This is a genomic window from Ruegeria sp. R13_0, assembly GCF_017743995.1.
GTDB lineage: Bacteria > Pseudomonadota > Alphaproteobacteria > Rhodobacterales > Rhodobacteraceae > Ruegeria.
This window is the reverse complement of the sequence record NZ_JAGHRB010000001.1, coordinates 338,758-350,847: the sequence shown is the minus strand read 5'-3', so window position 1 is coordinate 350,847 and position 12,090 is coordinate 338,758. Positions and strand designations below refer to the sequence as shown.

Here is a 12,090-nt window from a genome sequence, read left to right as displayed (position 1 = left end):
CCGGTCGGTTGGGGGAAAGAGGTCACGCGGCCTCTTCCAGGCATTGCTTGAGGACATTGGCGTATGTCTCGACCCCTTGCGCTCCTGTGGTCAGGTATTTCCCGGCGAACACCATCGAAGGCACGCCGGAGATCCCGCGACTGGTCCAGAATTGCTGTTTCTCCCGCACCGAGGCCTGATGATCCCCGGATGCCAAAGCCGCCCGCGCGGCTTGCGGGTCCAACCCTACCGCCTCAGCCGCGTCTGCCAGTACATCGATGTCAGAAGCATCCTTTTGATCCGTAAAATAAGCCTGGAAAAGCGCAAGCTTCAGGGGATGCTGCCGCCCTTGACCCTCGGCCCAGTCCAACAACTGATGCGCCTGGAACGTATTCACCATGCGGCTGTCGTCTGTGAAATTGAAAGCAAAGCCAAGCTCTGCCCCAATCGAGGTCAGCCTCTCGCGCGCCTGTGCGCTTTGTTCGGCGGTGCTGCCGTATTTCTCCATGATGTGTTCGCGCAGGTTCTGCCCCTCGGCTGGCATCTGCGGGTTCAGCTCGAACGGATGCCACCTGAGCCGCGCCAGCACGTTTTGCTGCTGCAACGCCTGATCAAGCTGTTTGAAGCCAACGATACACCAAGGGCATACGACATCAGAGACAACATCAATCTGAACAACGGGACGGGTATCCGGGGTGGTCATCGGGGGCTCCTACAGGGTGGTTGGCTGCTAAAGATATGAATGCCGGTGCTGAATTTAAACCGACGCGCTTTTGCCTCTTCACATCCGGGTTTTAAGGGTCTATACGCCGCGCTACCAAGTCATTGGCAGTGCGGTCGTGGCGGAATTGGTAGACGCGCAGCGTTGAGGTCGCTGTGGGGTAACTCCCGTGGAAGTTCGAGTCTTCTCGACCGCACCAACAAAAACAATAGCTTGGCTATTTACCCTCAATGCCGCGACTATTCTAAGCAACTGAAGAGCAGCTTTTCCTCGGTCTTTGACGGAACAGCATTACCGTGCCCAAGCTTTCTACCTTTTGCAAATGAGAACCACTTGTGCGCCAAGAAGGTTGTTTTGTTCGCCTCGAAAAGCGATCTTGTTTGGCAGGCTGAATGACTGGCAGCGCGTGGTAATAAGGTACATCAAGCGCCCCAAGACGTTCCTGTTCGCAATCGCATTCGTCGCACTCTTTTCCTATTGGCTATTGCTCTTGAGCCTAGCGCGTCAAATGCCCTGATCGAATCGCCGAGTCGCCCAAATCCACGTACAATCCCTACGCACGCGCCCCTCTGTTTCCAAGCTGCAGCCATAGGTCATTTCAACCCTGCAATATTCGACAGCAATTGTGGCCATTTAAGTAAAAGCTTAACCAAATTTCACTAAACCGGCATACATTCGCCCGGTTACAGAGTAACATTGTCCTACCAGTCTTGAGTGAGTGGTATGTTAACCGGTAACCCGGATCTGCTCCGGTGACCCGTGAAGTGTATGGGTACGAGTCTGCCGTTCCGACCCCAAATCGGAACGGCAATTTCGTTTCCTGACTATGCTTCAAGCGGTTCGGACGAGCCAATACACGATTTCATACAGCCGAGAAGCCTATAGCGCAGCCTTGATCTGTTCGGCGTGTTTGGCGATCTCTTCGAAATCCCCCATCTTTCCGGGCGCACGCAGGGCCTCGCCTTCATGCCGGGGCAGAATGTGGAAATGCAGGTGGAAGACCTCCTGCCCGCCTGCGGCTTCGTTGAACTGCTGAATGGTCACCCCACCGGCGTCAAACGCCCGCTTGGCAGCGCGGGCCAGTTTCTGAACGGTCGCCATAACGGCATTCAACTGCTCGGGAGTGGCGTCCAGCACATTGCGGCACGGGGTTTTCGGGATGACCAGCAGATGACCATCGGCGCGCGGCATGATGTCCATGAACGCCAGCGTCTCATCATCTTCGTATACGCGGGTCGAGGGGATTTCTCCGCGCAGGATTTTGGCGAAGATGTTCTCCGGATCATATGCTGACATGTCGGGCCTCTGAATTTGCAATGGGTTCAAAGGAGTTCTGCGGTTCGAACGTGCGTCGGTCAAGGCGGAACTCGGCCGATTCAGGCTGACGAACCTGCGTGACCTCTTGAAAGCTGGGATGAAATAGCCAGATTCGACCCATTGATGATCTGAATTCGCGGCGCAGCCCCCTGCCCGCGACAATTATTCTTGATCCAGATCAAACTCGGCCATTGAAGGCAACCTCAACGCAATCTAAAACCAGCAGTAATCCTGCGCACCGGAGAGGTCTGGTTGCGCGGCGTAGTTGCAACAGGAGGCACCTAAAATGGCAGACGCAGCCATTCATGGCCACGATCATGAAGACGAGCGCTCGTTCTTTCAGCGCTGGTTCATGTCGACCAACCACAAGGACATCGGGATTCTCTACCTGATCTTCTCGGCTATCGCCGGGTTCATCTCGGTGGCGATGACCGTTTACATGCGGCTTGAGCTGATGCACCCCGGTGTTCAGTACATGTGCCTGGAAGGCTTCATGGCCGATCCATGTACCCCCAACGGACACCTGTGGAACGTGATGATCACCTATCACGGTGTTCTGATGATGTTCTTCGTTGTCATCCCTGCCCTGTTTGGCGGATTTGGCAACTATTTCATGCCGTTGCAGATCGGCGCGCCGGATATGGCGTTCCCGCGGATGAACAACCTGTCCTTCTGGCTGTATGTCGCTGGTACCTCGCTGGGTGTGGCCTCGCTGCTGGCTCCAGGTGGGGGAACTTATCCCGATGGTTCGGTTCAACCCGGCTCGGGAGTTGGTTGGGTCCTCTACCCACCGCTGTCAACAACCGAAAGCGGCATGTCCATGGACCTTGCGATCTTTGCCGTGCACGTATCGGGTGCCTCCTCGATCCTCGGCGCGATCAACATGATCACCACCTTCCTGAACATGCGTGCCCCGGGCATGACCCTGTTCAAGGTGCCGCTGTTCAGCTGGTCGATCTTCGTCACCTCGTGGCTGATTCTGCTGTCGCTGCCGGTTCTGGCGGGCGCGATCACCATGCTGCTGATGGACCGCAACTTTGGCTTCACCTTCTTTGATCCGGCCGGTGGCGGCGATCCGATCCTGTATCAGCACATCCTATGGTTCTTCGGCCACCCGGAAGTGTATATCGTGATCCTGCCCGGTTTCGGCATCATCAGCCACGTGATTGCGACCTTCGCACGCAAGCCGATCTTCGGTTACCTGCCGATGGTCTGGGCGATCATCGCGATCGGTGTGCTGGGCTTCGTCGTGTGGGCGCACCACATGTACACCGTTGGCATGTCGCTTCGTCAGCAGGCCTACTTCATGCTGGCCACGATGGTCATCGCGGTTCCAACTGGTGTTAAGGTCTTCTCGTGGATTGCGACCATGTGGGGCGGCTCGATCGAGTTCAAGACACCGATGCTGTTCGCCTTCGGCTTCCTGTTCCTGTTCACCGTTGGTGGTGTGACCGGTGTGGTTCTGTCGCAGGCCGGTATCGACCGTGCCTATCACGACACCTACTACGTTGTGGCGCACTTCCACTATGTGATGAGCTTGGGTGCCGTCTTCGCGATCTTCGCTGGCGTCTACTTCTACTTCTCGAAGATGACCGGTCGTCAGTATTCCGAGTTCTGGGGCAAGATCCACTTCTGGATGTTCTTCATCGGCGCGAACCTGACCTTCTTCCCGCAGCACTTCCTGGGCCGCCAGGGCATGCCGCGCCGCTATATCGACTACCCTGAGGCGTTCGCTCAGTGGAACTTTGTTTCGTCGATCGGTGCATTCGTGTCCTTCGCTTCGTTCCTGCTGTTCTTCGGCATCGTGATCTACGCCCTGCTGCGTGGCGCGAAAGAGACACGTCCGAACCCGTGGAACGAATACGCGGATACACTGGAATGGACCCTGCCGACCCCGCCGCCCGAACACACGTTCGAGCAGCTGCCAAAGCAGGAAGACTGGGACAAAGGCCACGCGCACTAAGCCCCGGCTGAGAAACCAAGAAAACCCCGCCATCCCGGCGGGGTTTTTCTTTGCGCTCTCACCTTTTCTAACAACACATCGCCAGATCGGGCAAAATAGGCTATTCTGGTAAGGGAAACTCATCCGGCAATCCGGGGAGGGTCCAGATGCCCGAAATTGACTTTTGGTATTCGATCGGCAGCACATACAGCTTTCTGACGATCATGCGCCTTGATGATTGGTGCGCCGAAAACGATACCTCAGTGCGCTGGCGTCCGTTCAACGTGCGCAGCGTGATGTCCGAACAGCAGAACGTACCCTTCGCCGGCAAGCCTGTGAAATCTGCCTATATGTGGCGTGATATCGAGCGCCGGGCCGCCAAGTATCATATCCATGCCACGCTGCCTGCGCCTTACCCAATTTCGGACCTGCCTCTGGCCAATCAGATCGCTCTACTCGGGATGAGTGAAGGTTGGGGCAAGGATTTCACCCAGAACCTCTATCGGATCTGGTTCGAAGACGGTGTCGAAGCAGGCAGTGAGACCGCACTGTCCGAGGCCCTATTGCGGTGCCAGCAAGATCCCCGCCTTGTCCTTTCCCGCGCGCGCAGCCCTGATGCCGTTGCGGCGTTAGAGGCAGAGACCGAACACGCAAAACGCCTCGGGGTTTTTGGCGCGCCCAGCCTTGTCGTCAGGGGCGAGGTTTTCTGGGGCGATGACAGATTAGACGATGCGCTGTCCTGGGTCCGGGTTGGCCACGTGGTGTGATCTTTAACCTTAGACAGCACATAACTTTGCGCTAGTTTTCCACTATGCCCTATCAATGGAATCATACCTCGGACACCGAACAGGAATTGCGCCTCTGGCCGCATAACTCATTGCCCCCGCGCGGCGCGATGATCGTGATCCTGTCGGTCTTCACGTTCGGCCTTATTCCCATTCTGGCCATGCTGGGCTCGGTTGTCCTGTGGGGGTTGCTGCCCTTCCTGTTGCTGACAGTTCTGGGCCTGTGGCTCGCGATCCAGACGAACTACCGCGCGCGCAGCGCGGTCGAGATTCTGACCCTCAGCGGCTCACAGGCGCGACTGGTCCATCAGTCTCCGGGAAAACAGCGGCAGGAATGGTCTTGCAACAGGTATTGGGCGCGCCCCGAAATGCACGAAACCGGTGGGCCAGTGCCGCACTACGTGACCCTGATCGGAGCCGGTCGCGAAGTCGAAATTGGCGCGTTTCTGTCCGAGGATGAACGGATCACCCTCTATGACGACCTGATCGCAAAACTGCGCGGACCGGCCGCGCAGTAGAGGTTCAGCCTCAGCAGTCTCCGTTTGAGGCGGCGCACAGATGGTCTTTGACCATTGGGCCGACCTTACCGAAATCCATCTGACCGGTGTATCGCGTCTTCAACTCGCCCATCACCTTGCCCATATCGCGGATCGAGCCCGCGCCAGTCGCAGTGATAGCGGTCTGAATCGCTTTCGAGACCTCATCTTCATCCAGCTGCTTGGGCAGGAACTCCTCGATCACCGAGACTTCCAGCAATTCCCGTTCCGCCAGATCCAGACGTCCGCCCTCTTCATAGGCTCGGGCGCTTTCCTTGCGCTGCTTGGTCATTTTACCAAGAATTTCAAGAACCTCGGCATCACCGCAGCCCTTGGCCTCTTCGTTTTGCGAGCCGCGCGCGGCGATATCGCGATCCTTGATCGCAGCATTAATCAACCGCAGAGTCGACAGCCTCTCGGCCGCCTTGTCTTTCATCGCTTGCTTCAGGGCGGCATTCACCCGTGATCGCATGTCCATATGGTTTGTCCATCCCCATGACAAAGGAACCCCGAACATATCCAAACAAAAAGCGTGACACAACAGGGGGTGAATACCGCTAACCTATTGAAAAACAAAGATAGCCTAAAAAATGATCAGACTTGACCCGAACGTATAACCCCCTTAGGTATGCGCCGATTTACCTGCAGGAGAGTTGCGCCATGGCCCAGAACGCCCCGTCCAAGCCCACCGCATGTCTGGCTTTGGCCGACGGAACTTTGTTCTACGGAATGGGCTTCGGCGCCACCGGACAGACCGTGGCCGAGCTGTGCTTCAACACCGCCATGACCGGTTATCAAGAGATCATGACCGACCCCTCTTATGCCGGGCAGATCGTTACCTTCACCTTCCCGCATATCGGCAATGTCGGTGTGAACCCTGAAGACGATGAAACCGGTGATCCAGTAGCTGCGGGCATGGTCGTCAAATGGGACCCGACAGAGCCGTCAAACTGGCGCTCGGCTGAAGAGCTGAAGGGCTGGCTGGAGCGTCGTGGCCGTATCGCGATCGGTGGCATCGACACCCGCCGCCTTACCCGCGCAATCCGCCAGCAGGGTGCGCCGCATGTCGCATTGGCCCACGACCCCGAAGGTAACTTCGATATCGAAGCGCTGGTGTCCGCCGCACGCGGCTTTGCCGGGCTTGAAGGGATGGATCTCGCGAAAGACGTCACCTGCGCCCAAAGCTACCGCTGGGATGAGATGCGTTGGGCCTGGCCAGACGGCTATCAACGGCAAGAGGCCCCTGCCCACAAGGTTGTCGCCCTTGATTTCGGCGCCAAGCGCAACATCCTACGCTGCCTGGCGTCGGCCGGATGCGACGTGACCGTTCTGCCCGCAACCGCGACAGCGGCCGAGGTTCTGGCCCATGAGCCCGACGGCGTCTTTCTGTCCAACGGCCCCGGCGATCCGGCGGCTACAGGCGAATATGCCGTGCCGATGATCAAGGAGATACTCGACACCACCAAGCTGCCGGTTTTTGGCATTTGCCTTGGTCACCAGATGCTGGCCTTGGCGCTTGGCGGGCAGACCGTCAAGATGAACCACGGCCACCATGGCGCAAACCACCCGGTCAAGGATCTGGAAACCGGTAAGGTCGAGATCACCTCGATGAACCATGGCTTTGCGGTCGATGCGCAGTCGCTGCCCGACGGCGTTGTGGAAACGCACCGCTCGTTGTTTGACGGCTCCAACTGCGGCATCCGCATGACCGACCGCCCGGTGTATTCGGTTCAATACCACCCCGAGGCGTCCCCCGGACCGCAGGACAGTTTCTACCTGTTCGAGCGCTTTTCCAGCGCGATGGCGGATACAAAAGCACAGGCATAAACACCAAAATTCCTGTGTGTTTATCAGAGTTAACCGCGCGTTAACCTTAGTCGTTCAACCCTGACGCCAACAAAAGGCGTCGGGGTTTTTTCTTTTATGGTTGATTTGAACGCACAAAAAGCCGCTGCAACACATCCGATCCCGTCTTCTGAGCTTCGCAAACCCGTAGGTGCATGTCTGGTTGATGCCGGAGTGATCACGCAGGACCAGCTGGATCGTGCGCTGGACCTTCAGGCCCGTCAGAATGCTCCGCTCGGAGAAATTCTGGTGAGTGAAGGCTGGGCCAGCCGCAAAGATGTTCTGGCCGCTTTGTCCGCGCAAACCAACCTGCAGATCGCCGATCTGGTGCAAACCCCGCCTTCTGCTGAGCTAAGCGCTCTCAAACCCATGGAGTTCTGGCTGCGGCACAATGTGATCCCGTGGCTGCGGATCGGTCCGTTTCTGTTTGTCGCCACCGCGCGCCCGGATCGCTTTGCCACGGTGTCGGCCGAAATGGCGGGCTGCGACTTGACCATCGTACCGGTTGTCGCGGCCGCCGATCAGATCGACCGCTCGATTGCGCAGATCTTCTCGGATCAGTTGGCCGAAAACGCCGAGGCCCGCGTGACCGAAGATCAAAGCTGCCGCACCTGGACCGCCTGGAGTCGGACCCGCAGCGCGAGCATTGTGGCGCTGGCGCTACTGGCCTTCGTCTCGTTTCCGCTGACGGGGATGGCCGTTCTGGCGACGGCGGCAGTGGTGTCGCTTCTGCTGTTCATGATCATGAGGTTCTCGGGCCTCTTGGCTTTTGCCCACCAAAACTTGCGCCCACAGCCAGCCCCCTCCTCGCCGGTGACCGCTCTGCGGCAGCCCTGCGTGTCGATCATGGTACCTTTGTACAAAGAGCGCGAGATCGCAGGCGCGCTGATCCGGCGCCTGCAGCGCCTGACCTACCCCAAGGCGCTGCTGGATGTGATTTTGGTGCTGGAGGAAAAAGACGATGTCACGCGGGACACATTGTCAAAGGTCGACCTGCCCAGCTGGATCCGAACCATCGAAGTGCCCGAGTTGAACGGCCTGACCACCAAACCCCGCGCCATGAACTACGCTTTGGATTTCTGTCGCGGCGACATTCTGGGGGTCTGGGATGCCGAAGACGCCCCACAACCCGACCAGATTGAGCGGGTCGTTGATCATTTCACACAGGCTGCACCCGAAGTCGTCTGCCTGCAGGGTGCGCTGGACTACTATAACCCGCGCACCAATTGGCGCTCTCGCTGCTTTACCATCGAATACAACAGCTGGTTCCGTGTCATTCTTCCGGGGATCGCCAAACTGGGCTTCGTGGTTCCTCTGGGCGGCACGACCTTCTTCTTTCGCCGCGATAAACTGCTGGAGCTTGGCGGATGGGACGCCCATAACGTGACCGAGGACGCCGATCTGGGCGTGCGCCTCTGCCGCGCCGGCTACCGGACCGAGATCGTGAACACCACTACTTTTGAAGAGGCCAACTTTCGCGCCTGGCCTTGGGTCAAGCAACGCTCGCGCTGGCTCAAGGGGTTCATGGTCACCTATCTTGTCCATATGCGTGCGCCATTGCGCCTGCTGCGGGATCTGGGGCCGCTTAAATTCATCGGCATTCAGGCGTTTTTCATGGGTACGGTCGGGCAGTTTTTGCTGGCCCCTGTCCTGTGGATGTTCTGGCTGACCACGCTGGGGCTGAACAACCCGTTCCTCCAGGTGATCCCGATGCAGACCTTCAAAACCCTGATCTGGCTGTTTCTGGCCGCAGAAGCGTTAAACTTCATCATCGGCGTCATCGCCGTCTGGGCGAAAGAGCGGCGCTTTCTACTTCCGTGGGTGCCTACGATGATCCTATATTTCCCGCTCGGGGTCGTGGCGGCCTACAAAGCGCTGTGGGAACTGGCCGCCAAACCCTTCTTCTGGGACAAAACCCAACACGGGCAAGCATCTGAGGACCTACCGCTGCAGGACACCTAGCCGTCGCGCCGGATCGCGTCCTGCTTCAGACGGGTCATGAACGCGACCGAGATATGCTCTTTCAGCGCTTTCGCCGCGCCCTCTTCGTCCCGCGCGGCGATGGCTTCGACGATGCCCTTATGTTCGCTCTGCGCGATTTCACTGCGCCCTTGCGCCGCCAGAGACGTGGTTGCCATCAACGCCATGGTCCGATGCACAAGGTCCAGTTGCTGCACTAGATATCGGTTGTGCGAGGCCAGATGGATCTGCTCATGAAACCGTCGATTCGCCCGCGAAAGTGCCGCCGGATCATCGACCAGCGCATCATCCTCGGCCACCATCTCCTGCAATACGCGAATTTCTTCCTCGGTCGCATGTTTGGCCGCGAGGCTTGCGGCCAACCCCTCTAACTCGCGCCGCACGATGTAAAGTTCGGCCATTTGGTTGTGGTTCAGGGAAGCCACGATCAGCGATCGCCCGTCCCGTTCCAACAGAGACTGCGTTTCCAGACGTTGCAACGCCTCGCGAATGGGGGTGCGGGATACGCCGAACCGTTCGGCCAATTCGCTTTCAACCAGACGATCTCCGGGCTTGTAGATACCGACATCAATGGCGTCGAGTATCAGCGTATACGCGTCTTTGCTGGGGTGTCTGGATTGGGGCATGGGGCGATTGGTCTCCTCGTTCGAACCTGTCTATCCGTCCTAACCGCCTGCAATCAAGTGCGGCATTGAAAACCCGCCCGCAGCGCCCTACACCCAAGGCATGGTCAAACCGTCCTTCAGCCACGTCACGCAATGGGTGTTCGATCTGGACAACACCCTCTACCCGCCGCAGATGCGCCTGTTCGATCAGATCGAGGTGTTGATGACGGATTATGTCGTGCAAGCCATCGGTGTCGACCGGGCCGAGGCTGACCGGCTGCGGGGGCATTACTGGCGCGAGTACGGGACGACTCTGGCCGGTTTGATGGCCGAGCATAATCTGGATCCCGACCCTTACCTGCATGCGGTTCACCAAGTCGACCTGAGCCACATGGACGCGGACGCCGAACTGGCCGACCACATACGCGCGCTGCCCGGTCGCCGCATCGTCTACACCAATGGCAGCGCGCCTTATGCCGAGCGTGTCCTTGAGGCGCGTGGGCTGACCGGTCTGTTCGATGCCATCTACGGGGTCGAGCATGCCGGATATCGGCCCAAACCCGAAAAGGCCGCGTTCGAGGCGATCTTTGCGCAGGACGGAATCACAACCGAAACGGCCGCGATGTTCGAAGACGACCCGCGCAATCTGGCCGCCCCGCATGAGATGGGAATGCGCACGGTTCATGTCGCGCCCGACCCTCATGACGCCGATCATATCCACCACCACACCGACGATCTGACCGCCTTCCTCGCCCGCCTGCGATAGGCTGTCACACTGCGACGATCTGCATATTCTGCAGCTGCAAAATCATCCCTATATGCCGGGCTGCGACGAACAGAACGGAGACCCCGATGACCGCGACAATGATGCCGCAGCGCCTGCCGATTTGGCAGCGCCTCCTTTTTGCAATTCCCCTCTTTGGCCGGATGGCCCGCGACGTGGCCGATGGCCGCCCCGAAGATCTGGGCTATACCGCCGCTGCGATTGTCAGCATGTGGGGCTGTTCGGCATTGCTGTTTGGTCTGCCGGGCCTATACATCCCCGCATTGATGATGGTTCCGGTGATGTTTCTGGTCCTCATCCTGATTTCGCGGGGCTGACACGCGGGACAGGATGTCGCTTGGCGCAGAGGCATGAACCGAACTAGGTTTTGCCGGGAACGGAGAATGCGCCATGACTGACAGCTGTGATATCCTGATTTCCGGCGGCGGCATCGCTGGTCTGACCGCTGCCGCCGCATTCGGCGCCGCTGGGTTCAACGTGGTCTGCGTGGACCCAACACCGCCGATCACCGAACGCGACGTGGATGGATCCGACCTGCGGACCACAGCGTTTCTGCAACCCTCGCGCATTTTGCTGGAACAATGCGGAGTGTGGGACCGGCTGGACAGCCACGCCGCACCGCTGCAAGTTATGCGGATCGTTGATGCAGGCGGCGAAATTCCCGAACCGCGTGTTGTGCGGGACTTCAACGCCTCGGATATTTCCGAGCAACCTTTTGGCTGGAACCTGCCCAACTGGCTGCTGCGGCGCGAGATGGTCGCGCGCCTGTCGGAACTGCCCAATGTCGATTTCCGCCCCGGCACCGCGACGGTCAGCCTGTTCACTCGCACCGCCGAGGCCCGCGTGGGGCTGAGTGACGGCAGCCGTATCCGCTGCAAGCTGGTGATCGCCGCGGACGGGCGCAACTCACCGATGCGCGAAGCCGCCGGGATAGCCGTTCACACCACGCGTTACGGTCAAAAGGCCCTGGCCTTTGCCGTGACACACCCCATCGCGCATGAGAATGTCTCAACCGAGATTCACCGCTCTGGCGGGCCGTTCACGCTGGTGCCCTTGCCCGATTGGCAGGGTCAGCCGTCGTCGGCCATTGTCTGGATGGAGCGTGGTCCGCGCGCGGTCGAACTGCTGAACCTCGACGCCGAGGCTTTTGAGGCCGCGATGACAGAACGCTCCTGCGGGTTGTTCGGGCCTTTGAAGCTGGCTTCACGTCGCACGATCTGGCCGATCATCAGCCAATCCGCCGAACGATTGTCGGGCGAGCGTATTGCCCTGATGGCCGAAGCCGCCCATGTCGTGCCGCCCATCGGCGCGCAGGGTCTGAACATGTCATTGGGCGATCTGCGGACTCTGCTGGACCTTGCACAGGCCCGCCCCGATGGTCTGGGCGACACACAGATGCTTGAGGCCTACCACAAGGCCCGCCATGCAGAGATCGAGCTGCGCGTGAAAGGGATCGACCTTCTGAACCGCACCTCAATGCTTGAAGCGCGGCCCCTGAGGGACGCGCGCGCCATGGGCCTCAACGCGCTTTATTCCATGGCGCCAGTGCGCAAGACGTTGATGCAGATGGGCCTCGGCATGCGCTGAGGCCCAAGT

The 12,090-nt window shown here is 59.0% G+C and carries 12 protein-coding genes and 1 tRNA gene; 9 read left to right on the top strand and 4 right to left on the bottom strand.

Annotation, left to right across the window (positions count from 1 at the left end; all coding sequences use genetic code 11):
• Positions 1 to 22: 22 nt before the first annotated feature.
• A complete protein-coding gene (locus J7394_RS01715) occupies positions 23 to 682 on the bottom strand; it encodes a DsbA family oxidoreductase (RefSeq protein ID WP_209250499.1) in 660 nt (219 codons plus the stop codon).
• Between the two features lie 130 nt (positions 683 to 812).
• Here J7394_RS01715 and J7394_RS01710 point away from each other — a divergent pair.
• A tRNA-Leu gene (locus tag J7394_RS01710) sits at positions 813 to 899 on the top strand.
• Positions 900 to 1,579: 680 nt separating this feature from the next.
• Here J7394_RS01710 and J7394_RS01705 read toward each other — a convergent pair.
• Positions 1,580 to 1,996 (bottom strand): HIT family protein, encoded by a 417-nt coding sequence (locus tag J7394_RS01705; RefSeq protein ID WP_209250498.1) that lies wholly within the window; start codon positions 1,994 to 1,996, stop codon positions 1,580 to 1,582.
• A 307-nt stretch (positions 1,997 to 2,303) separates the two neighbouring features.
• Here J7394_RS01705 and ctaD point away from each other — a divergent pair, with 307 nt between their 5' ends.
• The 3 genes from ctaD to J7394_RS01690 all read left to right on the top strand — a co-directional run bounded on the left by ctaD (position 2,304) and on the right by J7394_RS01690 (position 5,262).
• Positions 2,304 to 3,980 (top strand): cytochrome c oxidase subunit I, encoded by a 1,677-nt coding sequence (gene ctaD, locus J7394_RS01700; RefSeq protein ID WP_209250497.1) that lies wholly within the window; start codon positions 2,304 to 2,306, stop codon positions 3,978 to 3,980.
• A gap of 146 nt (positions 3,981 to 4,126) precedes the next feature.
• The gene (locus J7394_RS01695) at positions 4,127 to 4,726 is read left to right on the top strand and encodes a 2-hydroxychromene-2-carboxylate isomerase (protein WP_209250496.1); all 600 of its coding nucleotides are present in this window, start codon (positions 4,127 to 4,129) and stop codon (positions 4,724 to 4,726) included.
• Positions 4,727 to 4,770: 44 nt separating this feature from the next.
• Positions 4,771 to 5,262, top strand: a complete 492-nt coding sequence (locus J7394_RS01690; RefSeq protein WP_209250494.1) for a DUF2244 domain-containing protein — start codon at positions 4,771 to 4,773, stop codon at positions 5,260 to 5,262.
• A 10-nt stretch (positions 5,263 to 5,272) separates the two neighbouring features.
• Here J7394_RS01690 and J7394_RS01685 read toward each other — a convergent pair whose 3' ends face one another.
• Positions 5,273 to 5,758 carry a GatB/YqeY domain-containing protein gene (locus J7394_RS01685; protein WP_170457931.1) on the bottom strand — a complete coding sequence of 162 codons (486 nt, stop codon included), beginning with the start codon at positions 5,756 to 5,758 and terminating at the stop codon, positions 5,273 to 5,275.
• A 182-nt stretch (positions 5,759 to 5,940) separates the two neighbouring features.
• On the opposite strand from J7394_RS01685, the gene carA reads away from it, so the two are divergent.
• Together carA and J7394_RS01675 are read left to right on the top strand one after the other, a co-directional pair.
• Positions 5,941 to 7,107, top strand: a complete 1,167-nt coding sequence (carA, locus tag J7394_RS01680; protein WP_209250492.1) for a glutamine-hydrolyzing carbamoyl-phosphate synthase small subunit — start codon at positions 5,941 to 5,943, stop codon at positions 7,105 to 7,107.
• Positions 7,108 to 7,203: 96 nt separating this feature from the next.
• The gene (locus J7394_RS01675) at positions 7,204 to 9,087 is read left to right on the top strand and encodes a glycosyltransferase (protein WP_209250490.1); all 1,884 of its coding nucleotides are present in this window, start codon (positions 7,204 to 7,206) and stop codon (positions 9,085 to 9,087) included.
• Here the strand turns inward: J7394_RS01675 and J7394_RS01670 are convergent.
• Positions 9,084 to 9,731 carry a GntR family transcriptional regulator gene (locus J7394_RS01670; RefSeq protein ID WP_170470033.1) on the bottom strand — a complete coding sequence of 216 codons (648 nt, stop codon included), beginning with the start codon at positions 9,729 to 9,731 and terminating at the stop codon, positions 9,084 to 9,086. The two genes, J7394_RS01675 and J7394_RS01670, sit on opposite strands and share 4 nt — an antisense overlap.
• A 100-nt stretch (positions 9,732 to 9,831) precedes the next feature.
• Here J7394_RS01670 and J7394_RS01665 point away from each other — a divergent pair, with 100 nt between their 5' ends.
• The 3 genes from J7394_RS01665 (at position 9,832) to J7394_RS01655 (ending at position 12,081) form a co-directional block, all read left to right on the top strand.
• Positions 9,832 to 10,476 (top strand): pyrimidine 5'-nucleotidase, encoded by a 645-nt coding sequence (locus J7394_RS01665; protein ID WP_209250488.1) that lies wholly within the window; start codon positions 9,832 to 9,834, stop codon positions 10,474 to 10,476.
• 86 nt (positions 10,477 to 10,562) lie between these two features.
• Positions 10,563 to 10,811: a hypothetical protein gene (locus J7394_RS01660; protein ID WP_209250486.1), complete on the top strand. Its 249-nt coding sequence runs from the start codon at positions 10,563 to 10,565 to the stop codon at positions 10,809 to 10,811.
• Between the two features lie 73 nt (positions 10,812 to 10,884).
• The gene (locus tag J7394_RS01655) at positions 10,885 to 12,081 is read left to right on the top strand and encodes a UbiH/UbiF family hydroxylase (protein WP_209250485.1); all 1,197 of its coding nucleotides are present in this window, start codon (positions 10,885 to 10,887) and stop codon (positions 12,079 to 12,081) included.
• Positions 12,082 to 12,090 lie beyond the last annotated feature (9 nt).